Below are 25,061 nucleotides of genomic sequence, written 5' to 3' on the forward strand. Positions count from 1 at the left end.
CCCGTCCACATCACACATCACACAACAGGAGACAAGGACATCATGAGCAAGCAATCAACCCGCAAGCCGTGGCGCCGCCACGCGCTCGCCACTGCCGTCTTCTTCACGCTGGCTGGCGCCGCCTCGGCCCAGGTCAGCACGGCCACCATCAAGGGCTCGGTCCAGGCAGCCGCCAGTGAGCAGCGCGCCGGCCTGACCGTCGTCGCCGTCAACCTCGCCAACGGCGCCACCTACCGCGCGCAGACCCAGGCCGACGGCAGCTACACGCTGCTGGGCCTGGCGCCCGGCAGCTACGAGATCCGCGTCGGCAGCGCCAAGACGGAGCGCGTGACGCTGGCCGTCGGCGAAACCGCCGCGCTGGACCTGCAACTCGGCGGCGCCACCAACCTGGGCACCGTCACCATCCTCGGCACCGCCCAGCGCCAGGGCGTGCGCGACTCGCAGATGGGCACCAACGTCTCCGCCAAGATGCTGGAGAGCCTGCCGCAGACGACGCGCAACTTCCTCAGCGCCATCGACCTCGCCCCCGGCGTGGCCTTCCAGTCGGACGGCAACGGCTACACCTCAGTCCAGGCTGGCGCTCAAAACTTCGACCATGTAAACGTCTTCATCGACGGCGTGGGCCAGAAGAACAACATCCTGCGCGGCGGCCTGAGCGGCCAGGAGACCTCGCGCGGCAACCCGTTCCCGCAGTCGGCCATCGCCGAATACAAGGTCATCACGCAGAACTACAAGGCCGAGTTCGACCAGGTCAGCAGCGCGGCCATCACCGCCGTCACCAAGTCGGGCACCAACACGCTGCACGGCGAGGTCTATGGCGACCGCACCGGCACCAACTGGCGCGCGCTGAACAAGTCCGAGCAGCAGCGCGAGGCCGCTGGCGTGCCGCGCCCGCCGTCGAGCAAGAACGAGTACGGCTTCAGCGTTGGCGGCCCCATCAAGCTGGACCAGGCGCACTTCTTCTTCGCCTACGACGGCAAGAGCATCGATGACTCGCGCCAGATCGTGCTGCGCAACCGCGACAAGCTGCCCAATACCGGCATCGTGCCGGGGCTGGTGGCTCTGCAGGGCAGCCAGGTCGACAACTTCAAGGAACACCTGCTGTTCGGCAAGCTCGACATCAACATCGACGACGAGCAGCGCCTGAGCGTCTCGGCCCGCCTGCGCCGCGAGAAGGACCGCGTGGCCGAGAACCGCGACCTCAGCCTGCCTGGCAACGACAAGGAACGCCAGAACGACGAGACCCGCATCGACCTCAAGCACGAGTGGTCGCGCGGCCCCTGGCTGAGCGAGGCGCGCACCGGCTACGAGGACTACACCTGGAACCCGCACGCGGCGGTCAGCTCCGCCTTCATCAAGTACAAGGTCGGCAACAGCCCGGCCCAGTTGCTTAGCGCGGCGGACGACGTCATCTTCGGCGGGGGCTCGCCCGACGCGCAAAAGCGCGGCCAGAAGGGCCTGTACTTCGCCGAGGACCTGACCTACACCGGCATGGCCGGCCACGTCATCAAGGTCGGTGCCAAGCTCAAGGCGATGAAGTACGAGCTGGGCGGCACCTCGCGCAGCGTCGACATCGTCGAGGCCCTGATCGACCGCACCACCGGCAACCTGTACTACAACGGCTCGGTCTGCACGGGCACCAACGTCACCAACGGCGGCGTCAACAGCGACCAGTGCAAGATCGACCGTGCGCTGCCCAGCGTCGACGTCAACTTCAACAACAAGCAGTACGGCCTCTACCTGCAGGACGACTGGGCGCTGAGCAAGCAGCTGGAGCTCAACCTCGGCATCCGTTGGGACTACGAGACCAACATGCTGAACAACAGCTACGTCACGCCGGCCGACCGCGTCACCGCGCTGCGGGCGCTGGACGGCCCGCGCTGGGGCCTCACGCCCCCGGCCGGCCAGACCTACGCCCAGTCCCTCGCCAAGGGTGGCGTCAATATCGAGGACTACATCAGCAACGGCGGCTCGCGCCGTGCCTTCAAGGGCGCGTTCGCACCGCGCGTCGGGGCGTCCTACGACCTGTTCGGCGACCGCATGTCCGTGCTCTTCGGCGGCTGGGGCCGCAGCTACGACCGCACGATGGCCAACCATGCGCTGGACGAACTGCAGAAGAACCTGCAGGGCGGTGGCGAGATCTGGATGATCAACAACAAGGTCAAGACGCCCTATGCCGACCAGTTCAGCTTCGGCCTGCGCCAGGCCGTGGGCGACTGGAACGCCGAGATCGCGCTGAGCCAGGTGCATGCCAAGAACCAGTTCGTCTGGTTCGGCGGCAACCGCGACGCCAACGGTGGCTGGGCCACGCAGAGCCCCATCGACCCGCTGTGGGGCGGACCGAACGGCTACGGCACGCTGATCCTGGGCGACTCCGTCGGCGAGACCAAGACCCAGGCGGTGCTCGTCAGCGCCGCCAAGCCCTACACCGCGGCCTCCGGCTGGGCGGTCAACATCGCCTACACCTACAGCGACGCCAAGACCACCCACAAGGAGTGGAAGAACGACATCTTCGACTGGACCTACGGCCGCAGCACGCACGGCTGGAACCCGTCCGCCGATGCCAGCAAGCACCGCCTCGTGGCTGCCGGCGTCGTGGACCGCCTGCTGCCCTGGGACATGTCGCTGTCGGGCAAGGCCACCTATGCCAGTGGCGCCCCGCGCCGGGTCACGTCCTGCGCTGCGGGCTGGGACAAGTGCATCAGCGTCGAGGGTGACGGCCCGGTGTTCCGCCAGTTCGACATCGGCATTGCCAAGGCCCTGCAGTTCGGCATCCACCGCGTGAGCCTGCGCATGGACGTCATCAACCTGTTCAACACCACCAACTACGACGGTCTCGACGACTGGGGTGGCGGTCCCGTGGCCCCCGGCCAGAAGGCCAACAAGTACGGTGGCGACAACCTCAACGTCGGCACGCCCAACAGCGTGAGGGATCCGGCCCGCACGGTGAAGCTCACCGCCAGCTACTCGTTCTGACCCTGCAAGACCCGTGGGAGCGCGGCCCGTGCCCGCTCCCACAATCACCCCACCATGAACCTGCTGACCCGACGTGCCCTGCTGTCGCACGGCGCCGGCCTTGCCCTGGCCGCCAACCTGCCCAGCTGGGCGGAAGCACCGGCGCTGGCCGCCGACACTTTTCTTGCGGACCTCGAACGCCGCACCTTTGATTTCTTCTGGGAAACGACGGACGCCAGGACGGGCCTCGCGCCCGACCGCTGGCCCACGCCGTCGTTCGCCAGCATCGCGGCGGTGGGCTTCGCGCTCAGTGCCTACCCCGTGGGCGTGGCCCGCGGCTACATCACCCGAGCCCAGGCGCGCGAACGCACGCTGACCACGCTGCGTTTCTTCGCCGGCCTGCCGCAGGGCCCGGGCAAGACCGGCGTGGCCGGCTACAAAGGCTTTTTCTATCACTTCCTCGACATGAAGGAGGGCTTGCGCTTCGCCCAGTGCGAGCTGTCCACGGTCGATACCGCGCTGCTGCTGATGGGCGCCCTGCATGCGCAGAGCTTCTTCGATGGCAAGCATGCCGACGAGGCCGCCATCCGCAAACTGGTGGACGAGCTCTATGGCCGCGTGGACTGGGCCTGGGCCCAGGTGCGCCCGCCGTCCATCAGCCACGGCTGGTCGCCCGAGAAGGGCTTCATCGCCAGCGACTGGAAGGGCTACAACGAGGCCATGATGGTCTACCTGCTGGCACTGGGTTCGCCCACGCGGCCGGTCGCGCCCGAGGCGTATGACGCCTGGCTCAGCACCTACGACCGCGACAGCTGGGGCGAGAGCCACGGCCAGACGCTGCTGCGCTTCCCGCCACTGTTCGGCCACCAGTTCACGCACTGCTGGGTGGACTTCCGTGGCATCCGCGACACCTACATGCGCGCCAAGGGCCTCGACTATTTCGAGAACTCGCGCCGCGCCACCTACGCGCAGCAGGCCTACGCGGCCGCGAACCCGCTGGGCTGGCAGGGCTACAGCGCCGAGGTCTGGGGCGTCAGCGCCAGCGACGGCCCGGCCGACATCTCGCTGGCCTACACGACGACCGCCGGCAAGACCGAGAAGCGCCGCTTCATCAGCTACGCCGGCCGCGGCATGGGCCTGTACGACGACGGCACGCTGGCGCCCTACGCGGCAGGCTCCTCGATTGCCTTCGCACCCGAGATCGTCGTGCCCGCGCTGATGGCCATCAAGGACCGCTACCCGCACACCTGGGGCCGCTACGGCTTCTGGGACGCCTTCAACCCCAGCTTCAACTTCCCGGACGTGCGCCTCACGCATGGCCGCATCGAACCCGGCAAAGGCTGGGTGGACACCGACATGCTGGGCATCGACCAGGGCCCGCTGCTCGCCATGATGGGCAACCACCGTGGTGAGTTGGTGTGGCAGGCGATGCGCAAGAACGCGCATCTGGTGCGCGGCCTGAAGAAGGCCGGCTTCACCGGAGGCTGGCTCGGCTGAGATGAAACGCCGCGACCTGCTCACGGCCACTGCCGCCGCCGCGCTCACCGGCTGCGCGCGCGACGGCACCACCACCACGCTGCGCTTCTGGGCCATGGGCCGCGAGAGCGAGGTGGCGGCCGAATTGATCGCGGGCTTCGAGCGCGAGCACCCCGGCGTGCGCGTCAAGGTCGAGCAACTGCCCTGGACGGCCGCGCACGAGAAGCTGCTGACCGCCTTTGCCGGCGACGCGACGCCCGACCTCGCCCAGGTCGGCAACACCTGGCTGCCCGAGATGCAAGCGTTGGGCGCGCTGGAGCCGCTGGAGCCGTGGATCGCCCGCACGCAGGCGCTGCAGCCGGCGGACTATTTCGACGGCATCTGGGCCACCAACGCACCCAACGGCCAGCGCGTCGGCCTGCCCTGGTATGTCGACACGCGGCTGCTCTTCGTCAGGCAGGACCTGCTCGCGAACGCGGGCATCCCGCAGATCCCCCAGGACTGGGCCGCCTGGGGCACGGCGCTCGCCCGGCTGCGCGACCGCGGCATGGCCACGCCGCTGCTGCTGCCCACCAACGAGTTCGAGCCGCTGCTGGCGTTGGCGCTGCAGCAACCCGCCGAGGTGCTGCGCGAGGGCGGGCGCTTCGGCAACTTCTCTTCCGAGGACTTCCGCCGCGCGCTGGGCTTCTACGCCGAGCGTTTCAAGCTCGGCGACGCGCCGGGACTGACGAACAACCAGGTTGCCAACGTCTGGCAGGAGTTCGGGCGCGGCACCTTTGCGTTCTACATCTCGGGGCCGTGGAACATCGGCGAGTTCAAGCGGCGCTTGCCGCCCGAGCTGGCCGATGCGTGGACGACTGCCGAGCTGCCTGGACCTGTCACCGGGCAAGGCCCCGGCGCATCGATTGCCGGCGGTGCCAGCCTCGCAATGTTCAAGCGCTCGCGCCACAAGCCCGAAGCCTGGGCTCTCATCAGCTATTTGAGCCGGCCCGACGTGCAGCTGGAGTTCTACCGCCTGACCGGCGACCTGCCGCCACGCCGCAGCACCTGGACGATGCCTTTGCCCGGCGGCACCACGCTGGCCGAAGACCGCCACGCCGCCGCCTTCCGCCGCCAGCTCGAACATGTGCGCCCCACGCCGGCCGTGCCCGAGTGGGAGCGTGTCATGCAGGAGATGCAGCTCGCCGCCGCGCGGGTGGTGGGGGGGCGCGACAGCATCGATGTCGCCGTGAAGGGCCTGGACGCGCGCGTGGACGGCATCCTGGAAAAGCGCCGCTGGATGCTGGACAGGAAGGCATCGTGAGAACGACCGGTCGCGAATCCTTCGCCGCCTGGGCCTTCGCCGCTCCGGCGCTGATCGTCATCGCGCTGTTCTTCGGCGTGCCCGTCTTCGCCGGCCTGGCTTTGAGCCTGACCGACTTCGACATCTACGCGCTGGCCGACTTGCGCAACCTGCGCTGGCAGGGCTGGAACAATTACGTCCACGTGTTGACGATGCCGCTGTTCTGGCAGGCGCTGGCCAACACCGCCTATTTCGTCGTGCTGGGCGTGCCGCTGTCCATTGGCGTGTCGCTGGCGGCCGCCGTGCTGCTGCAGTCCAAGCTCGTGCGCTTCAAGCCGCTGCTGCGCACGGCCTTGTTCGCGCCGGTGGTGACCACGCTGGTAGCCGTCGCCGTCATCTGGCGCTACCTGTTCCACGTCAAGTACGGCCTGGTGAACTACACGCTGCAGTCCTTCGGCATCGACGCCATCGACTGGCTGGGCGACCCGCACTGGTCCATGCCCACCATCATCTTGTTCGCCGCGTGGAAGAACTTCGGCGGCAACATGATCATCTTCATCGCCGCGCTGCAGGCCGTGCCGCAGGACCTGTACGAGGCCGCGCGGCTGGACGGCGCGCGCGGTTGGGCGCAGTTCCGCTACATCACGCTGGCCAGCATCGCGCCAACGCTGTTGATGGTCACCATCCTGACGACGGCCGGCTACTTCCAGCTCTTTGCCGAGCCCTATGTGATGACCCAGGGTGGCCCGCTGCAGAGCACGGTTAGCGTGCTCTACCTGATGTACGACGAGGGCTTCAAGTGGTGGAACCTGGGCCTGGCCTCGGCCGTGGCCTTCGTGCTCTTCCTCATCATCGTGGCGGTCAGCAAGGGGCTGATCGTGCTGCAGCGGCGGCTGACGGGGGCAGAGGCATGAAGCCGCGCACCTTGCTCGTCAACGGCGTGCTGTGGGCCTTCGCCGCGCTGGCGGTGTTCCCGCTCGTCTGGATGGTCTGCGTGTCGCTGATGCCCGCCGGCAGCGCGTCCAGCCTGCCGCCGCCGCTGATTCCCAAGGACCCGACGCTGGTGCACTACCGCCAGCTGCTCGGCGACGGCGGCCTGAAGCGAGCGTTCGTCAACAGCCTGGGCCTGGCCATCGTCAGCACGCTGCTGTCCACGAGCTTCAACACGCTGGCCGGCTACTCGTTCGCGAAGCTGCGTTTCCGTCACCGGGAGCGCGTCTTCGGCCTGCTCATCGCGGCCTTGGTCATTCCCGGCCAGGTGGCGATGCTGCCGCTGTTCCTGATGCTCAAGGGCATGGGCCTGGTGAACACCTGGATGGGTGTGCTCATCCCGAGCATGGCCGGCATCTTCGGCATCTTCCTCGTGCGCCAGTACGCGCGCGGTGTGCCGGATGAACTGCTGGAAGCGGCGCGGCTGGACGGTGCGGGCGAGTGGCGCATCTTCTGGAACATCGTGCTGCCGACGCTGAAGCCCGTGCTGGTGACGCTGGCGGTGTTCGCGTTCCTCGGCAGCTGGAACGACTTCATGTGGCCGCTGATCGTGCTGACCGACGGCGAGATGCACACGCTGCCGGTCGCCCTTGCCGCCTTGTCGCGGGAGCATGTGCAGGACAGCGAACTGATGATGGCCGGGGCGGTGATCACCGTGCTGCCGGTGCTGGCGTTGTTCGTCGCCTTGCAGAGGTACTACATGCAGGGGCTGCTGATGGGAAGCGTGAAGTGAAGCGGTGTTTCGCCATAGCGCTGCTGCTGGCCACTCGCCTGGCTGGCGCCGCCGTGCTCGACGACATGAAGGACGCCGGCGTCTGGAAGGCCACCGCCTCCGACCAGGTCAAGGCCAGCTTGCGCCGTGATGCCCGCGACGACAGCCTCTGTCTGGACTACGACTTCGCCGGCGTCTCCGGCTACGCCGTGCTGCGCCGCGAACTGCCCACCGACTGGCCCGCCGACTTCGCGCTGACGACCCAGCTCAAAGGCAAGGGCCAGGGCAACGACGTGCAGATCAAGTTCGTCGACGCCAGCGGCGACAACGTCTGGTGGGTCAACCGGCCCGCGCTGGCCCTGCCCGACACGCTGACGGAGATGCGCTTCAAGCGCCGTCACGTCGCCTTCGCCTGGGGGCCGGCGCAGGACCGCGTGCTCAAGCGCAGCCAGTTCATCGAGTTCGTTGTCGTCGCCGGCCAGCAGGGCGGTGGGGCAGGGGCCTTGTGCGTCGGCGCGCTGGGCCTGGAACCGCGCGAGCCGGCGCCCAAGGCCTGGCCCGAGCCCAAACGCAAGCTCGGCGGCGGCGAGGTGACGCTGGACTTCCAGACCCTGCGCGAATTCACGGGCTTGTGGTTCGCCAGTGGCGCGGCCACGCGCATCGAGGTATCCGACGACAACCGGCGCTGGAAGCTGCTGTCGTCGCGCCCCGGCCGCGCGCTATTCCTGGGCGAACAGGAGTGGCGCTGGATTCGCCTGCGGTATGAGGGCAAGAAGCCGCCCGAGGTCGAACTGCGTGACGCGGCGCATTGGCCGGACCGCAATGCCGCCGTGGCCGAGGTGGCCAGGTCACTGCCGCGCGGCGAGCTGCCGCGGGCCTTCATCGGCGAGCAGAACTACTGGACGGTGGTTGGCGTGGACGGCGGCGCGCAGCGCTCAGGCCTCGTCAGCGAAGACGGCGCCATCGAGCTGACCCGGGGCGGCCCCAGCATCGAGCCCGTCGTGCAACTGGCCGATGGCCGCCTCGTCACCTGGGCGCAGGCGCGCATCGAGCACAGCCTGGTCGAGCACGCGCTGCCCGTCGTGCAGTGGCGGCATGCGGACGTGGAGCTGCGCGTCGAGGCTGGCGCCGACGGCGCGGCCAAGGCGCCGAACCTGCTGGCCCGCTACACGCTGCGCAACCCGACAAGCAAACCGCAGCGCTACGCCTTGCTGCTGGTACTGCGCCCCTGGCAGGTCAACCCGCCGCAGCAGTTCCTGTCGACCCAGGGCGGCATCAGCCCCTTGCCCGCAATTGGCTGGGCCGACGGCCAGCTCACCGCGGCTGGCCTGAACATCAAGCCTCGCGAGGCGCCGGCCGAGGTCCGCGCCGCGCCGTGGAGCGCCGGCCCCGGCCTCGCGGCCCTGCTGCAAGCACCGCCGCTGACCCAGTTGGCGGACAGCGACAGCCTGCCCTCGGCCCTGCTGCGCTTCGACATCGAGTTGGGCGCTGGCGAGGCGCGCAGCTTCGGATGGGTGACGGGCGGAGACGCCAGCGCCCTCGACACGCGCCTGGCCGTCGCCGCGGCGCAGTGGCGCGACCGCCTCGGCGCGTTGGAATTGCGCCTGCCCCCACAAGCCCAGCCCATCGCCGACACGATGCGCAGCGCGCTCGCGCAGATCCTGATGTCCCGCGACGGCCCGGCGCTGCGGCCCGGCACGCGGTCCTACGCCCGCTCCTGGGTGCGCGACGGCGCCATGATGGTGGCCGGCCTCGTGCGCATGGGCGAGGTGCAGGCAGCGCGGGAGTTCGTCGACTGGTTCGGCGGCTACATCTTCGAATCCGGCAAGGTGCCGTGCTGCGTGGACCAGCGCGGCGCCGACCCCGTCGTCGAGAACGACAGCCACGGCCAGTACCTGTTCGCCGTTGCCGAGCTGTGGCGCCACACGCAAGACCGCGCGCTGCTGGAGCGCCACTGGCCCAAGGTGCAGCGCGTCGTCGCGTGGATGGAGGCGCTGCGCCTGAGCGAACGCAAGCCTGGAGCCGATGCGAGGTTCAGAGGCTTGATGCCGCCGTCCATCAGCCACGAGGGCTATTCCGACAAGCCGGCGTACTCCTACTGGGACGACTTCTGGGCGCTGCGCGGCTACAAGGACGCCGTGCAGATCGCGCAGGCCCGGGGTGACACCGCCAACGCCGTCCGCTGGGCCGTGTCGCGCGACGAGTTCGAGAGTGACCTCGCCGCGTCCATCACCGCGACGGCCAAGCACTACGGCCTCGATCACATCGCCGGCGCGGCCGACCGTGGCGACTTCGATGCCACGTCAACGACGATGGCCCTGAACCCCGCTCAGGCCGACAAGCTGGCGCCCGAGCTGCTGCGCGGCACGTTCGAGCGCTACGTGGCCGAAGCCGATGCGCGCATCGCCGGCACCAAGGCCTGGAAGGACTACACGCCCTACGAGCTGCGCAACGTCAGCGCCCTCGCGCGGCTGGGCCGCGTGGAAGACGCCCACCGCCTGCTCGCCTGGTTCTTCACCCACCAGCGCCCGGCGGGCTGGAACCAGTGGGCCGAAGTCGTGCTGCCCGACGCGCGCAAGGTCCAGTTCCTGGGCGACATGCCGCATGCCTGGATCTCGTCTGACTACCTGCGCGCCGCGCTGGACCTGCTGGCCTACGAGCGCGAAAGCACCGGCAGCGTCGTGCTTGCCGCGGGCGTGCCGCCGGCCTGGCGCGCCGCTGGCGACATCGGCGTGACCGGCCTGTCCACCGCCTGGGGCCGGCTCGACTACCGCCTGCTGAAGCGCGCCGACGGCGGCTGGACGCTGCACATCGACCGCCGCCCCGAACGCCTGCCCGGCGAATTGCGCCTGGCCTGGCCCGGTACGGATCGGTTACCGCGCGCTAACGTCGAGTCCACGCAGCTGAACTGGCAGGGCCGCGAGCTGCCGCTGCCGCCCGGTGCCACCCTCATCCAACTGGACCCCACGCCATGACGATCAACCGCCGCCAACTGATGCTGACGACCCCGGCGCTGCTCAGCGCCTGCGCCAGCTTGCCGCCCACCGTGCCCGAGGGCCTCGCTGCGGGCGAGCAGCGCCCCTGGCAGCTGGAGGGCGAGCGCTTCTGGGTGGCGCTGCCGCGCGAGTACACCCAGCGCAGCGAGCGCTGGCCGCTGCTGATCTTTCTGCACGGCTCGGGCGAGCGCGGCACGGACATGGAGAAGGTCAAGGTGCACGGCCCGCCGAAGCTCGTCGCCCAGGGCGTGCCCTACCCCTGCATCGTCGTCAGCCCGCAGCTGGAAGAGAGCGCCCACTGGTGGGACGCGGAGCGCCTGCACAAGCTGCTCGGTGCCTTGAAGACCCGGCTCCACGTTGACCCGCGGCGCTGCCTCGGCACAGGTCTGAGCCTGGGCGGCTACGGCGTGTGGAACTGGGCCACCACCTACCCGCGCGACCTCGCAGCCATCGCGCCGGTCTGCGGCTTTGGCGACCCGGCCAAGGTGGCCGCGATGCGCGGCGTGCCGGTGCGCGGCTATCACGGTGACCAGGACACCGCCGTGCCCCTGGCCCCGCACGTGGCCTGTGTCGAGGCGCTGCGCGCGGCCGGCGGCACGGCCTCGCTGACCATCTACCCCGGCGTCGGCCACGATTCGTGGACGCCTGCCTACCAAGATCCTGGACTGCTGCCCTGGCTGTTGGCGCAGCGACAAACATGACCCTGCATTCCCTTCGCAACAAAGCCGGCCTCGAGGTCGAGCTGCTGTCTCACGGCGCGCTGCGCCGCCTGATGGCCGGGCCGGCGCTGATGCTCAACCTCTTCCCCGGCAACGAGCTGGAGGGTGGGCCGGCCAATGTCTGGCTGCGCCGGCGCGATGCGGGGGGCGATTGGCGCGTGGCGCCGCTGCTCGGGCCGCTGTCGCCGTTGAGCGTGCATGCCGAGGCCGGTGCCTTCGAGATGCGTGGCGACTGGGATGGCCTGGCACTGCGCCTGCAACTGCGCCTGGCCGCCGACGAGCCGACGCTGTTCTGGCATCTGCAGGTGGACAACCGCAGCAGCACGGCCTGCGAGATCGCGCCCGTGCTGGTGCAGGACGTGGGCCTGGCCGACTACGGCGCCGTGCGCACCAACGAGTTCTACGTCAGCCACTACATCGACCTGCAGCCGCTGCAGCATGCCCACCACGGCGCGTTGCTGGCCGCACGCCAGAACCAGGCCCAGCGCGGCCAGCACCCGTGGCTGCTGGCCGGCTCGCTGCGCCGTGCCGAATCCTTCGCCACCGACGCGGCCCAGGTCTGGGGCCACGCCGCTCGTGAAGGCGCCACGCCGCCCGCGCTGCTGGCCGGCCTGCCAGGCCAGCGCCTGCAGCAGGAGCACGCCGTTGTCGCGCTGCAGGACGCGGCCGTCACCCTTGCGCCCGGCGAGGGCACGGCTGCAGGCTTCTTCCTCGCGCTGCAGGCTCACCACGCGCAAGCCAGCGGCGATGCCGACCTGGCCCGCCTGCCGGCCCTGTTGACGCTGCCCGAGGCTCAGCCCGCTGTGCCGATCGATGCGCCTGCCCACGCGCCCGCGCCCAGCCTGTTTGCCAGCGCGCCCCTGCTGGCCAGCCTGGACCTCGGCGCCGAGGCGCGCCGCCAGCTCTTCCCCGGCGAGCGCCGCCACGAGGAATGGCAGGACGGCCAGCTGCTGAGCTTCTTCGCCGGCCAATCGCCGAACGAAGCGAGCCACGTCGTGCTGCGCGCCAAGGAGCTGCGCGTGCAGCGCCCGCACGGCCACATCCTGCGCAGTGGCGACCACCTCGTGCCGGACGAGAGCGCGCTGACGTCCACCTGCTGGATGGGCGGCGTTTTCCATTCGATGCTGACCCAGGGTCACGTCAGCATCAACCGCCTGCTGTCCACGCAGCGCAGCTTGCTTGGCCTGTTCCGCACGGCCGGGCTGCGGCTGTTTGTTCAGGCCGACGGCGGTGACTGGCAGCTGTTGGGCCTGCCGTCCGCCTTCGAGATGCAGCCGCAGCGCTGCCGCTGGCTGTACGCCCACGACGGTGGGCTGATCGAAGTGGTGGCCGGAGCCGGCGCCGTGCCGACGGCGATGAGCCTGGCGCTGACCGTGCTGCAAGGCGGCCCGTTGCGCGTACGCGCCAGCCTCAACCTCGCGCTGGGCGGCGACGATGGTGCCGCGTCGCTCAAGCCCATTTGGACGCACAGCGGCGACCGCCTGCGCCTGACGCCGCCCGAGGGCAGCGAGCTGGCCGAACGCTTCCCCGGTGGCTGCTTCGACATCGATGCACCGGGCATATCCATAGTCGGCGACGACGGCCGGCTGTTTGACGACGGCGTCAGCCGTGGTGAGCCGCTGCTGTGCCTGGACTTCGCGCCCGCCACCGGCATTGCCCTGACGCTGCATGGCGCGCTGATCGACGCCGCAGCGCCCGCGCCGCAGCCGTTGACCCTGCCGCAATGGCAGCTGGCCCAGCCCGCGTTGGCGCAGCTGCGCGACATCCTGCCCTGGTACGCCCACAACGCCCTGGTTCATTACCTGTCGCCGCGCGGGCTGGAGCAGTATTCGGGTGGCGGCTGGGGCACGCGCGACGTCTGCCAGGGCCCACTGGAGATGCTGCTGGCCCTGGGCCAGCCGGCGCCGGTGCGCGACCTGCTGCTGCGTGTCTTCAGCGCCCAGAACCCCGACGGCGACTGGCCGCAGTGGTTCATGTTCTTCGAGCGCGAGAGCGCCATCCGCGCGGGCGACTCGCACGGCGACATCGTCTTCTGGCCGCTGCTGGGCCTTGCGCAATACCTGATCGCCAGCGGCGACGCCGGCCTGTTGGACGAGGTGCTGCCTTTCCACGGCGGCGAGCCTGCGACGCTGGCTGCCCACGTCGAACGGGCGCTGGGTCTGATCCGCCAGCGCGTCGTGCCCGGCACGGGCCTGGCGGCCTACTGGCATGGCGACTGGAACGACTCGCTGCAGCCGGCCGACCCGGCCCTGCGCGAGCGCCTGTGCAGCGCCTGGACCGTCACGCTGCACCACCAGATGCTGCACACGCTGGCCACGGCGCTTGGCCAGATCGGCCGCGCCGACCAGGCCGCCGCGCTGACGGCCGAGGCCGTGGGCGTGCGCGCCGAGTTCCAGCGCCTGCTGGTGCAGGACGATGTCGTCGCCGGCTACGCGCTTTTCCCGGAGCAGGGCGAGCGTGAGCTGTGGATCCACCCGCGCGACACCCGCACCGGCCTGCGCTACAGCCTGCTGCCGATGATGCATGCCGTCATCGACGAACTCTTCACGCCCGAGCAGGCGGCCACGCAGGCCGCGCTGATCGAGCAGCATCTGAAGGGCCCCGACGGCGCCCGCCTGTTCGACGCACCGCTGCCCTATCGCGGCGGGCCGTCGCAGCTCTTCCAGCGGGCCGAGACGAGCACCTTCTTCGGTCGCGAGATCGGCATCATGTACATGCATGCCCATCTGCGGTACGCGCAGATGCTGGCCCACCTGGGGCACTCGGAGGCCTTCCTGCAGGCGCTGACGCTTGCGCACCCGATCGCGCTGACCGACCGCGTGCCGAGCGCCAGCCGGCGCCAGGCCAACTGCTACTACTCCAGCTCCGACGCCGCCTTTGCCGACCGCTACGAGGCCCGCGCCCATTACGGCCGCGCGCTGGCCGGCGAGGTGGCGCTGGACGGCGGCTGGCGCATCTATTCCAGCGGCCCGGGCATTGCGCTGGGCCTGGTCATCGGTTCGCTGCTGGGCCTGCGGCTGCAGCACGAGGCCCTGGTGGTGGACCCCGTCATGCCCGCCGTGCTGGACGGCCTGACCGTGCAGCTGCAACTGGCCGACATGCGGTTCGAGCTGACCTACCGTGTCGGCCCGCGCGGCCATGGCGTGGAGCGGGTGCGCGACGACGCGGGTCAGGAGCTGGCAGCCCAGCGGCGGCCCCACGCCTACCGGGTGGGCGCGCTCGCGCTGCCGCGGCCTGCGCCCGCCAGCCTGAATCGCTGGACCGTCGAATTGGGCTGAGGACGGTCACCGATTCAGGTGAAGCGAGGGCCACGACAGGGGCCCTCGCTTCACAATGCGCGCATGTCGATGCCGCCCCTGCGCACTGCGCTGATCGAGGACGAAGCCGCCTTCCGTGGCGCGCTGGCCTCGGCGGTCATGCAGGCGGAGGGCTTCGAGCTTGTCGGCACGGCCGCCGACCTGCCGGATGGGCTGCAACTGCTGCGCCGCGTGCAGCCGGATCTATTGCTCGTCGACCTGCAGCTGCCCTCGGGCAGCGGGTTGCGCCTCATCGAGGCAGCGGCGGCCGAGCTGCCCAAGACGGAGGTGGTCGTCGTCACGACGCTGGGTGACGAGGACAGCGTGCTGGCCGCACTGACTGCGGGCGCCGTGGGCTATCTGCTCAAGCAGGGCCAGGCCCACCGTCTCGTCGAGCAGCTGCAGAGCCTGCGCGAGGGCGGCGCACCGCTGAGCCCGGTGCTGGCGCGCCAGCTGCTGCGGCGGCTGACGCCCGAGGCCCCGCCTGCGCCGCTGCCCGTGAGTTCCGAGGTCAGCCTGTCGGAGCGCGAGATGCAGATCCTGGAGGCCGTGGCGCGCGGCTACCGATATGACGAGATCGCCGTGCAGCTGGCTATCAGCCTCAACACGGTGGCCACCCACGTCAAGCGCTGCTACCGCAAGCTGCAGGCGCATTCCAAGACGCAGGCCCTGGCCCAGGCCAGGCGCTTGGGCTTGATCAGTTGAGCGGCAGCCGCCAGGCCACGGCGGTCCCAACGCCTGCCACCTCCCAGCGCGCCGGTACCGGCGAATGCCAGCTGACGGCGCCACCCAGGCGTTCGGCGCGCTGCATGACGCTGCGCCGGCCCTGGCCCATGCGCGCGTCCTCGGCCAGGCCGCAACCGTCGTCCACCAGCCAGACCGTTACCGCCTGAGCGTCCGCCTCGGTGGCGACGATGAGGCGCCGCGCGCCGCCGTGGCGCAGCGCGTTGCTCGTCAGCTCCTGCAGGCCGCGCACCAGCTCCAGCGCACCGCCCCCCAGCAGGCAGGGCAGGTGGGGCGCATGGGCCACGCGCCAGTCCATCGCGCAGCTGGCGCTGCGCAGCACTGGCTCGATGCGCTGGCGCCAACTGCCCAGCAGCACGCCGAGGTCACCGTCTTCCTGCGCCAGCGTGTCGACCGAGAGGCGCATCTCCAGCAGGCAGTCGTCCAGCGCCTCGGCCAGGGCCGCGGCGTCGAGCTCGGGCGCGCGCAGGCGCACGCTCAGCAGGCGGGCGCCGAGGCCGTCGTGCAGGTCCTGCAGCAAACGGCGGCGCTGGTCGCTGGCGGCACGCTCACGCTCCGCCTGGGCATGGGCTGCGAACACCGCCTTCAGTTCCCGGCTGCGTTGCTCCAGCTCCAGCGCAAGCCGTTCGCGCAGCTGGCGCTCGCGCCGCGCGCCGTCGTTGAAGTGGCGCTGCAACAGCAGGGCCACCCAGGCCACCCAGCCGGCGTGGGCCAGGGCGTTGGCGTCCACCACGGGCCGGTCCAGCACCAGCGCGCAGAGGCTGACCCAGGCCCAGGTGGCCGCCGAAAAGCCCACCAGCAGGGCCGTGCCCCAGGTGGCCAGCGTGCCGCGTTCACGCAGGGCTCGCAGCGCCAGGCTCCATGCCAGGCCGAACAGCAGCGCCCGCGAACCCAGCGCCCACCAGGGCCAGGGCTGGTCGAAGCTGCCCCACGACCAGCCCAGTGCCGCGGCCAGCAGGTCCAGCGGCAGGCCCACCGCGGCCACGGCCCACAGCAGCCGGCGCAGCCATGGCGCCCAGGCCTGGGCCAGCCGGGCGCAGATGGCCACCAGCAGCAGCTTGGCGCCCAGGTCGGCCGCGTCCAGCAGCATGCGCCACCACGGCGAGGGCAGGGGCTGGTCCGGCAGCACATAGGGGCTGAGCAGCAGGGCCAGCAGCGCGACGTGCAGGGCGCTCAGCGCGTAGATGGGCTCGTCGCGCCGCGTGCGCGCCACCAGCGCCAGGAAGGCCGCGACGAGCAGGCCGCCCAGAGCCGTCGTGGCGCGCAGCAGCTGCCAGTGGCGGCGGCCGGCATCCAGCGCCTGCACGGCCTCGGGCGGGCCGAGCAGCGGCGCGTCCAGGCTGGCGCCGCTGGGCCCGGGCGCTGCCAGGCGCAGCTGCAGCACCTGGGTGGGCTGTTGGCGGTGCAGGCCTGGCAGCAGTTGCAGCACCCAGCGTTGGTGGCCCAGCACGAAGCGTTCGCCGGTGCCCGCTGCGTCGCCAGGCCCGGTGGCCAGCGTCGTGCCGTCCAGATAGACCGTCAGCCCAGGGCGGTAGGCCAGGGCCAGGCTCTCGGGCCGCCCGCTGGGCGCAGGCATGGGAATGGCCAGCCAGAGCGCCGAGGGCTCGTCGGCCCCGCGGCTCAGCGGCAGCCGGCGCAGCGGCGCGCTGGCCAGTTCGGCCGGCGGCGTGGCGGCGTCGGACACCAGCACGCGGGCCTCGCGCAGCACCCGCACGCCCAGGCCGGCGGGGTCGGGCTCCTGCACGGCCTGCACCGCCAGTACGGCCAGCAGCGGCAGCAGCGCAGCGGTGCACAGCGTCAACCACAGGCGGGCCGTAGGCATGCGCGGCATCGGCGTTCAGCTCATCCGCATCGGGATGGTCACGGGCCCGTCGTTGACGAGGTGGACCTGCATGTCGGCGCCGAATTCGCCGCTGGCGACCACCGGGTGCTGCCGGCGCGCGACGGCCAGCGTGTGTTCATAGAGCTGCCGGCCCTGATCGGCAGGTGCGGCGCCGGTGAAGCTTGGCCGGTTGCCACCGGTCGTGTCGGCCGCCAGCGTGAACTGGCTGACGATGAGCAGCCCGCCGGCCATGTCCTGCACGCTGCGGTTCATCTTGCCGGCGTCGTCGCTGAAGACGCGCAGCTTGAGCACCTTGGCGACCAGCTTCTCGGCCGTCGCCTCGGTGTCGGTGGGCTCGGCGCAGACCAGCATCAGAAAGCCTTGCCCGATCTGGCCGATGACCTGGCCGCCCACTTCGACGCGGGCTTCCGTCACGCGTTGCAGCAGCGCGATCACAGCAGATCCTTCGGGTCGTCGAAATGGGCCTCGACGTCCATCGGCAGCAGCTGGATGCTCGCGCGCAGGCCCGGCACGGCGCTCATCAACGCCTGCTCGACGGAGCCGCGCAGCGCGGCGGCGCGGCCCAGCGTCCAGCTCGACGGCATGTGCATGTGCAGGTCGACGAAGCGGCGCTGGCCGGCGACGCGGCTGGCGATGTGGTCGAAGCGGATGGTGTGCGGGTGGCGGAACTCGTCCAGCACGGCCTGCACACGGGCCTGGGCTTCGGCGTCCAGCGCCTCGTCCATCAGGCCGCGGGTGGACTCACGCATCAGGTGCACGCCCTCGCGCAGGATGTTCAGCGCCACGATCACGGCGAGCAGCGGGTCCAGCCAGTCCCAGCCCGTGGCCATGACGCCGAGCAGGCCGACGACGACACCGGCCGATGTCCAGACATCGGTGAAGAGATGGCGGGCATCGCCCTCCAGCGCCACGGAGCGCACCTCGCGCGCCTTGCGCAACATCGCCCAGGCCAGCGCGCCGTTCAGCGCCGAGCTGACGACGGCCAGTGCGACGCCGAGGCCCACCGAGTGCAGCGGCTCCGGGTGGCGCCAGCGGTCAAAGGCGCCCCACAGGATGCCGATGGCCGCCGCGATGATGAGGATGCCCTCGAAGCCGCTGGAGAAGTACTCGGCCTTGTGATGGCCATAGGGGTGCTCGGCGTCCGGTGGCTGGGCGGCCAGCGTGATCATGGCCAGCGCGAACACGGCGCCGGCGAGGTTGACCAGGGATTCGAGCGCGTCGGCCGCCAGGCTGACCGAACCCGTCCACCACCAGGCGGCGGTCTTCAGCACGATGGTCACGAGGGCCGTCGCTACCGAGAGCTTGAGATAGGCGCTGGCTTGCATGGCGTCATTGTTGCGTGAGTCTTTGACGCCCTCGGAAATGCAAACAGGCCCCGCAGGGCCTGTTGGGCAATGGCCTGAGGCCCTTACTTGACGAGCGGGGCCGAGGCCGCGGCGACCGGGATGGGCGCAGTAGCCGGGGCTGCTGTCGCAGCGGGGGCGGCGGGGGCAGCGGCCACGGTGCTGCCGCTCTCCGTGAACGGCGTCGGCTGGCCTTCCTTCTCGCCACTGCGATCGAACACCAACGCCTTGCCGAACACCAGTTGCACCCAGGTCGGGTAGGTGTAGGCGGTGCCCTTGTTGTGGTCGATGATGGCGCCGATACCGCCGCCGATGATGATGTTGCCCCACATGCCGCTGTTGGCGCGCGAGATGGCGCGTGCCGTCGCATTGGGATTGCTCGGATGCACGCAGGTGATGTCCAGGTCCTTGTTGGAACGGCGAACCTGCAGCGTGTCACCCGACTTGCCCGAGACCGTGCCGTAGTCGTTGGTGAGCTTGCATTCGGCGCCCGCCACCAGTTCGCCGCTGGCGGCCTTGGTTTCGAGCCGCATCGGATGCGTGGTGTCGTTCATGACCGAGGCGCAGCCGGTCAGCGCGAGCGTGGCCGCAAGCGCGGTGATTTTGATGATTGCCATGTTCCCCCCTAGTTTGTTGGCGGCCGGTTTTTAACCGATGTCGGCGGCCCGCCGGGGCCGGGCAAACGCGAGGAAGCACACACCCGCTGCCTAGAATGCGCCGGTTATCTGGAGTTCCAGCCGAGCCATGACCACCGCCCACACCACCGACGTCTCCCACATCGCGCCGCGCGAGAAGGCCGAGATCCTGTCCCAGGCCCTGCCGTACATCCGCAAGTTCCACGGCAAGACCATCGTCATCAAGTACGGCGGCAACGCGATGACCGACCCGGCTCTGCAGCAGGACTTCGCCGAAGACGTCGTGCTGCTCAAGCTCGTCGGCCTGAACCCCATCGTTGTGCACGGTGGCGGGCCGCAGATCGAGGGCGCGCTCTCCCGCCTGGGCAAGAAGGGCGAGTTCATCCAGGGCATGCGCGTCACCGACGAGGAGACGATGGAAGTCGTCGAATGGGTGCTGGCCGGCCAGGTACAGCAGGACATCGTGGGCCTCATCAACGCCGCCGGCGGCAAGGCCGTGGGCCTGACGGGCCGTGACGGCGGCATGATCCGCGCCAAGAAGCTCAAGATGCTGGACAAGGATGACCCGGCCAAGGAGCACGACGTCGGCCAGGTCGGCGACATCGTCGCCATCGACCCCAGCGTCGTGAAGGCGCTGCAGGACGACCAGTTCATCCCCGTCGTCAGCCCCATCGGCTTCGGCGAGCACAACGAGAGCTACAACATCAACGCCGACGTCGTGGCTGCCAAGCTGGCCACCGTGCTGCAGGCCGAGAAGCTGCTGATGCTGACCAACATCCGTGGCGTGCTGGACAAGAACGGCGAGCTGCTGACCGAGCTGACGCCGCGCCGCATCGACGAACTCGTGGCCGATGGCACCATCAGCGGCGGCATGATCCCCAAGATCGCCGGCGCCATCGATGCCGCCAAGAGCGGCGTCAACGCCGTCCACATCATCGACGGCCGCGTGCCGCACGCGATGCTGCTTGAGATCCTCACGGACCAGGCCTACGGCACGATGATTTCTTCCCGGTGAACGCGCGCGACAGGGTCTGGCTGTTCGACCTCGACGACACGCTGCACAACGCCTCGCACCGCGCGTTCCCGGCGCTGAACGCGTCGATGACGGCCTACATCGAGACCCATCTGGGCCTGACGTCCGACGAGGCCGTCGCGCTGCGCCACGGCTACTTCGCCCGCTACGGCGCGACGCTGACGGGCCTGCAACGCCACCACGGGGTCAAGGCCGCGCATTTCCTGCACGAGACGCATCAGCTGCCCGGGCTGGACGCCCACCTGCACGGCCACGCCCATGACCTGGCCGCGCTGCGCCGCCTGCCGGGCCGCAAGTTCCTGATGACGAACGCGCCGCTGGCCTATGCCCAGCGCGTGCTGGCCGCCATCGGGCTGCTGGGCGTTTTCGAAGGGTTGATCTGCGTGGAGGACATGAGCTGCTTCGGCCAGTCGCGCCCCAAGCCGGACGCGCGCATGTTCCGCGTCGTGCTGGCGCGGCTCAAGCTCAGGCCCGAGCAATGCACCCTCGTCGAGGACACGCTGATCCACCAGAAGACTGCCCGCGGCCTGGGGCTGCGCACGGTCTGGATGCAGCGCTGGCTGCGCCGGGCGGGGGCCGCGCGCCTGCACCGGCGCCCCGCCTACGTGAGCCGGCGCGTGCGTTCGCTGGCCGCGTTGTTACGTTCCCCCCACTTCTGAAGGAAGGCGCTCGTGGATGAGGGGGTATCCTCAACCGACAATGCGACTCCCGCGCGTTTGGAAAGTCCACAGAGTCCATGTCCCCGTTCTCGGTCCTGATCGTCGAAGACCAAGCCCGCTTCCGAGATGCTTTCACGCATGCCCTCGGCAGCGTGCCTGATATCGAGTTGCTGGGCATTGCGCCCGACCTGCCCCAGGGCCGGCGCATGTTCGACCAACTGCAGCCCGACGTGCTGCTCGTCGACCTGGACCTGCCCGGCGGTAGCGGCATCGAGCTGATCCGCCATGCCGCCCAGACGCGGCCGCAGTGCGAGGTCATGGTCATCTCCGTCTTCGGTGACGAGCAGCATGTCGTCGCCAGCATCGAGGCCGGCGCGACCGGTTATCTGCTCAAGGACAGCCTGGCGCTCGATCTGCCGGGCCAGCTGCGCGCCTTGCGTGCCGGCGGCAGCCCCATCAGCCCCGTCATCGCCCGCCGCCTGCTGGTTCGCCTGGCGCCCGGTGCCCAGGGCACGACCGGCCCCTCGCCGGAGGCCATGGCCGCGACGCTGGCGGACGAAGAAGTCGTTGCCCTGTCCGAGCAGGAGTCGCGCGTGCTGCACCTGGCGGCCAAGGGCTTCACCTTTGACGAGATCGCGCAGTTCATGCAGGTCTCGCCGCACACGGTGATGACCTACGTCAAGCGGGTCTACCGCAAGCTGCACGTCCGTTCCAAGGTGGAAGCGATCTACGAAGCGCGCCGTTTGGGCTGGCTCCGCGATTAGCATCTCCGGCATGGACGCCGACCAGCCCGCCGCCGACAGCCCCGCCCCCAAGAAACGCCCCAAGCCCGGGGAGCGCCGCACGCAGATCCTGCAGGTGCTGGCCGGCATGCTGGAACAGCCGGGGGCCGACCGCATCACGACGGCGGCGCTGGCGGCCAGGCTCGACGTCAGCGAGGCGGCGCTGTACCGCCACTTCGCCAGCAAGGCGCAGATGTTCGAGGCGCTGATCGACTTCATCGAGAACAGCGTCTTCGGCCTGGTCAACCAGATCGCCGACAACCCCAACCCGCTGCCGCCGCCCGGCAAGGCCGCGCGCATTGCCAGCGTCATCCTGCAGTTCGGCGAGAAGAACCCCGGCATGACGCGGGTGATGGTGGGCGACGCCCTCGTCTATGAGAACGAGCGCCTGGTGGCGCGCATGAACCAGTTCTTCGACCGCATCGAGTCCTCCCTGCGCCAGGTGCTGCGCCCGGTGGCCGAGACGCAGGGCTCGATGACGCCCACGGTGCAGGCCAACGCCCAGGCCTCGGTCTGGGTCAGTTTCATCATCGGCCGGCTGCAGCGCTATGCCCGCTCGGGCTTCAAGCGGCTGCCCACGGAGCAGCTGGAAGCATCCCTCAGGGCCGTGGCGGGCTGAGCAACTGGGCCACCCAGGGCAGGGCGGCTTCGTAGACCTGATCCGGCATGCGCGCCTGGGTGCCGGGCGATGCGGACAGCGTCTGCAGCGGTGCAATCTGTGCGGCGGGCAGCAGGCGCTCGCCATCGGGGCCAGGCAGGGCGAGGCCGATCAGGCGGCCGAAGAGGTCGAACACCGGCCCGCCGCCGACGCTGGCGCCGCGCTGCCAGCCCAGGGCTTGGCGCCCGTCGCGGTCGACGCGGCCCAGGAAGCCCGATTGCAGCAGCGGCCACGCCGGCGCGGCCTCGTCCACGTTCAGCGCCGCGACGCGCAGGGCGGGGCTGCCGGCAAAGGCCGGCCGAGGGGCGCGGCTCAATGGAGCTGGCGGCACCAGCGCCGGCTCCACGCTCAGCAGCGTGAGGCCTTGCTCGGCGAGGGGCGCCTCCGTGGCAGCCACCCGGGCCCGGCTGGCGCGGCCCAGGCCGTTGCGCAGCCAGAACGGCCCATCGCCACGCACTGCGCTGGCCGGCACCAGCGCGAGGCGGCCGCCGTCCAGCAGCAGCCCGGTGGCGATCGGCCGGGCGTCCGCCGGCACGGTGGCGCCGTGAGGCCAGGGGCCGGGTAGGCCGGCGGGCAGGGCAGAGGCGTTGTCGAGGGCCGCCAGTGCGGCAGCAATGTCCGGCGTGGTCGCCCGCGACGCGGCGTAAGCCGGCTGGCCCGACAGGGCGAGCAGCCACAGATGCAGGGCCTGGGCCTCGGGCTCGTCTCGGTGGGCTGCCGCCGTGTGGGCCGCGAAGGCCAGGGCCTGGCGCACTTCGCCGCGCTGCAACTGGGCCTGCAGCTGCAGCAATTCTGTGTCGGCTGCGTGGCTCATCGCGGCGGCGGCGTCCAGCGGCAGCACGGCCGCATCCGCCTCGCCGCGCGACAGCGCTGCGCGCGCCTCGCCCAGGCGGCGCTGGCGCTCGGCCTCCTGGGCCGGGGCCAGCGCCGCCTCATGCGCCTGGGCCAGGCCGGCCGCGGCCAGCAGCACGGCCAGCCAGCGGTGCTTCACGGCGTGACGGTGATGCGCGGCTTGGCCAGCACCGGGCTGGCCGGGTTGTAGGCCGTGGCGGGCGCCTTGTAGCCGGCGAGGTAGGCGATCAGCGCGTCGATGTCCTGGGCGCCGCCAAGGGGGCTGCCGCCGCCCACCAGCACGCCGAAGCCGTCACCCCCGGTGGCCATGAAGTTGTTGACCGTCACGCGATAGGTCTTGGCCGGGTTCTGCACGATGCCGCCGATGACGATGTTGTCGACCGGGCCGGTGACGACCGGCGGATAGACGGTCACGTCGGTCGGCGTGAAGGCCACGTCGGTGATCTTGCTGCAGGGCGCGGCGCTCGACTTCCAGCCGTATTTCAGGCCGTTGGAGATCTGCATGATGCGCGTCGCCGTCTGGCCCATGCAGCCGGCGAACTGCTGCTCCAGCACGTCCTTGATCTGCTGGGCCGTCAGCGTCATCGTGACCAGGCTGTTGCCGAAGGGCTGGACGGTGAAGGCATCACCGTAGGTCAGGTTGTAGGGGAAGCTTGCCGCGGCGGGCTTGATGAAGCCGGGGTTGCGCACGCCGCCTGCGTTCATGAAGGCGATGACCGCGCCGCCGAGGCCGGCGGGCTGGGTGGCCTGCAGCTGGGCGTCGGCGATGAGGTCGCCGGCCTGCATTTCGCCGGCGCTGTTGGCCGCGTTGCTCATGTCGGCCGTGATGGTGGCGATGACCTGGTTGGCCAGCGGCGACACGGCGGCCTTGTAGGCGGCGACGGTGTTCTTCACCTGCGGGTTGGCCGTGATCTGGTCGTTGATAGCGACGATGGCCGGGTCGTTGGCGTTGACCGGGTTGTTGCGCGCCACCAGCACGTTCTTCGGGCTCACGTCGATGACGTCGCGGGTCACCGGGTCGATCTGCAGGTCAACCTCGGTCAGCACGCGGCCGAAGGCGCTGGCGCTGGTCACGGGCACCAGGCGGCCGGCCTTGTTGGGCAGGCCGGCGGTGCGCACGGCGCCGCCGTTGTCCGTGGTGTTGCGCGAACAGTTGTAGGCCGCGTGGGTGTGGGCGCTGATGACCAGGTCCACGGCGTTGTCCAGGCGCGAGACGATGGCGGCGATGTCGCTGGCGGCGTTGCTGCCGCTGGCGCGCAGGTCGTTCAGGCAGCCGTTGATGTCGCTGTTGTTGAAGCCTCCCACGCTGGCGGCGTTCTGGAAGCCGCCTTGGTGCACCAGCACGACGATGGCCTCGACGCCCTGGGCGCGCAGGCGGGGCACGAGCGCGTTGACGGTGTCGGCCTCGTCCTTGAACTCCAGGCCAGCCACGCCGGTGGGCGTGACGATGCCGGGCGTGCCCTTGAGCGTCATGCCGACGAAGGCGACCTTGACGTTGCCGAAGCTCTTCAGGCCATAGGCCGGCAGCAGCGTGCGGCCGGTGGCCGTCTCGACGACGTTGGCCGACAGCCACTTGAACCTGGCGCCGTCGAACGTGCCGGGCGCCGACGAGCCGAAGCCGCGGCAGCTGTTGGCTTCGGGTGCGCCACCGCTCGTGAGCTTGCAGCCGCCGTTTTGCAGGCGGCGCAGCTCGTCCTTGCCCTTGTCGAACTCGTGGTTGCCCACCGACGAGAAGTCCAGGCCGATCTGGTTCAGCGTCTCGACGGCCGGTTCGTCGAAGAACAGCGCCGACAACAGCGGCGAGGCGCCGATCAGGTCGCCACCGCCGACGACGACGGTGTTGGGGTTGGCCGCGCGCATGCGTGCGACATAGGCGCCGAGATATTCGGCGCCGCCGACGGCCGGGCGCTGGGCCGCGGGGACGCTGGTGTTCAGGCCGAAGGTGCCGGGCGTTTCGAGGTTGCCGTGGTAGTCGTTGAAGGCAACGATCTTCACGTTGACCGGCGTGGCGGCCTGGACGGCGGCGGCGAACAGGGCCGCTGCAAGGGGCAGGAGTTTGAAGCTGTGCATGGGATTCTTTCGTTCG

At 70.2% G+C, this 25,061-nt stretch carries 19 protein-coding genes; 13 read left to right on the top strand and 6 right to left on the bottom strand.

Annotation, left to right across the window (positions count from 1 at the left end; genetic code table 11):
- Positions 1–42 precede the first annotated feature (42 nt).
- The 9 genes from AC07V5_RS29795 to AC07V5_RS29835 all read left to right on the top strand — a co-directional run bounded on the left by AC07V5_RS29795 (position 43) and on the right by AC07V5_RS29835 (position 15,131).
- Positions 43–2,976 (top strand): TonB-dependent receptor, encoded by a 2,934-nt coding sequence (locus AC07V5_RS29795; protein WP_495119234.1) that lies wholly within the window; start codon positions 43–45, stop codon positions 2,974–2,976.
- Between the two features lie 54 nt (positions 2,977–3,030).
- The gene (locus AC07V5_RS29800; RefSeq protein ID WP_495119235.1) at positions 3,031–4,452 is read left to right on the top strand and encodes a glucoamylase family protein; all 1,422 of its coding nucleotides are present in this window, start codon (positions 3,031–3,033) and stop codon (positions 4,450–4,452) included.
- Between the two features lies 1 nt (position 4,453).
- Positions 4,454–5,734 carry a sugar ABC transporter substrate-binding protein gene (locus AC07V5_RS29805; RefSeq protein ID WP_495119236.1) on the top strand — a complete coding sequence of 427 codons (1,281 nt, stop codon included), beginning with the start codon at positions 4,454–4,456 and terminating at the stop codon, positions 5,732–5,734.
- Positions 5,731–6,627: a carbohydrate ABC transporter permease gene (locus AC07V5_RS29810; protein WP_495119237.1), complete on the top strand. Its 897-nt coding sequence runs from the start codon at positions 5,731–5,733 to the stop codon at positions 6,625–6,627. Before AC07V5_RS29805 ends, AC07V5_RS29810 begins: the two co-directional genes overlap by 4 nt.
- Positions 6,624–7,436 carry a carbohydrate ABC transporter permease gene (locus AC07V5_RS29815; RefSeq protein WP_495119238.1) on the top strand — a complete coding sequence of 271 codons (813 nt, stop codon included), beginning with the start codon at positions 6,624–6,626 and terminating at the stop codon, positions 7,434–7,436. Before AC07V5_RS29810 ends, AC07V5_RS29815 begins: the two co-directional genes overlap by 4 nt.
- Positions 7,433–10,390 (top strand): glucosidase family protein, encoded by a 2,958-nt coding sequence (locus AC07V5_RS29820; RefSeq protein WP_495119239.1) that lies wholly within the window; start codon positions 7,433–7,435, stop codon positions 10,388–10,390. Before AC07V5_RS29815 ends, AC07V5_RS29820 begins: the two co-directional genes overlap by 4 nt.
- The gene (locus AC07V5_RS29825; RefSeq protein WP_495119240.1) at positions 10,387–11,112 is read left to right on the top strand and encodes a carboxylesterase family protein; all 726 of its coding nucleotides are present in this window, start codon (positions 10,387–10,389) and stop codon (positions 11,110–11,112) included. Before AC07V5_RS29820 ends, AC07V5_RS29825 begins: the two co-directional genes overlap by 4 nt.
- Positions 11,109–14,408: a GH36-type glycosyl hydrolase domain-containing protein gene (locus AC07V5_RS29830; RefSeq protein ID WP_495119241.1), complete on the top strand. Its 3,300-nt coding sequence runs from the start codon at positions 11,109–11,111 to the stop codon at positions 14,406–14,408. The genes AC07V5_RS29825 and AC07V5_RS29830 overlap by 4 nt, the downstream gene beginning before the upstream one ends.
- Positions 14,409–14,471: 63 nt before the next feature.
- On the top strand, positions 14,472–15,131 hold the full coding sequence (locus AC07V5_RS29835; RefSeq protein WP_495119242.1) for a response regulator: 660 nt from the start codon (positions 14,472–14,474) through the stop codon (positions 15,129–15,131).
- Here AC07V5_RS29835 and AC07V5_RS29840 read toward each other — a convergent pair.
- The 4 genes from AC07V5_RS29840 to AC07V5_RS29855 form a co-directional block, all read right to left on the bottom strand.
- On the bottom strand, positions 15,124–16,992 hold the full coding sequence (locus tag AC07V5_RS29840) for a sensor histidine kinase (protein WP_495119243.1): 1,869 nt from the start codon (positions 16,990–16,992) through the stop codon (positions 15,124–15,126). The two genes, AC07V5_RS29835 and AC07V5_RS29840, sit on opposite strands and share 8 nt — an antisense overlap.
- Before the next feature lie 15 nt (positions 16,993–17,007).
- Positions 17,008–17,448 (bottom strand): D-aminoacyl-tRNA deacylase, encoded by a 441-nt coding sequence (dtd, locus tag AC07V5_RS29845; protein ID WP_495119244.1) that lies wholly within the window; start codon positions 17,446–17,448, stop codon positions 17,008–17,010.
- Entirely contained in the window at positions 17,445–18,338 is an 894-nt protein-coding gene (locus tag AC07V5_RS29850; protein WP_495119245.1) for a cation diffusion facilitator family transporter, read from the bottom strand. Before AC07V5_RS29850 ends, dtd begins: the two co-directional genes overlap by 4 nt.
- A gap of 83 nt (positions 18,339–18,421) precedes the next feature.
- Positions 18,422–18,973, bottom strand: a complete 552-nt coding sequence (locus tag AC07V5_RS29855; RefSeq protein ID WP_495119246.1) for a hypothetical protein — start codon at positions 18,971–18,973, stop codon at positions 18,422–18,424.
- Between the two features lie 127 nt (positions 18,974–19,100).
- On the opposite strand from AC07V5_RS29855, the gene argB reads away from it, so the two are divergent.
- From argB to slmA, 4 genes are all read left to right on the top strand, one after another.
- The gene (gene argB / locus AC07V5_RS29860) at positions 19,101–20,006 is read left to right on the top strand and encodes an acetylglutamate kinase (RefSeq protein ID WP_495119247.1); all 906 of its coding nucleotides are present in this window, start codon (positions 19,101–19,103) and stop codon (positions 20,004–20,006) included.
- Positions 20,003–20,683 carry a pyrimidine 5'-nucleotidase gene (locus AC07V5_RS29865; RefSeq protein WP_495119248.1) on the top strand — a complete coding sequence of 227 codons (681 nt, stop codon included), beginning with the start codon at positions 20,003–20,005 and terminating at the stop codon, positions 20,681–20,683. Before argB ends, AC07V5_RS29865 begins: the two co-directional genes overlap by 4 nt.
- A gap of 77 nt (positions 20,684–20,760) precedes the next feature.
- Positions 20,761–21,447 (top strand): response regulator, encoded by a 687-nt coding sequence (locus tag AC07V5_RS29870; RefSeq protein WP_495119249.1) that lies wholly within the window; start codon positions 20,761–20,763, stop codon positions 21,445–21,447.
- A 10-nt stretch (positions 21,448–21,457) separates the two neighbouring features.
- A complete protein-coding gene (gene slmA / locus AC07V5_RS29875) occupies positions 21,458–22,084 on the top strand; it encodes a nucleoid occlusion factor SlmA (RefSeq protein WP_495119250.1) in 627 nt (208 codons plus the stop codon).
- Here the strand turns inward: slmA and AC07V5_RS29880 are convergent.
- Positions 22,065–23,114 carry a hypothetical protein gene (locus tag AC07V5_RS29880; RefSeq protein ID WP_495119251.1) on the bottom strand — a complete coding sequence of 350 codons (1,050 nt, stop codon included), beginning with the start codon at positions 23,112–23,114 and terminating at the stop codon, positions 22,065–22,067. The two genes, slmA and AC07V5_RS29880, sit on opposite strands and share 20 nt — an antisense overlap.
- Positions 23,111–25,045 (bottom strand): bifunctional metallophosphatase/5'-nucleotidase, encoded by a 1,935-nt coding sequence (locus AC07V5_RS29885; protein ID WP_495119252.1) that lies wholly within the window; start codon positions 25,043–25,045, stop codon positions 23,111–23,113. Before AC07V5_RS29885 ends, AC07V5_RS29880 begins: the two co-directional genes overlap by 4 nt.
- Positions 25,046–25,061 lie beyond the last annotated feature (16 nt).

The sequence above is a fragment of the Roseateles sp. GW821-FHT02E12 genome (assembly GCF_059421665.1).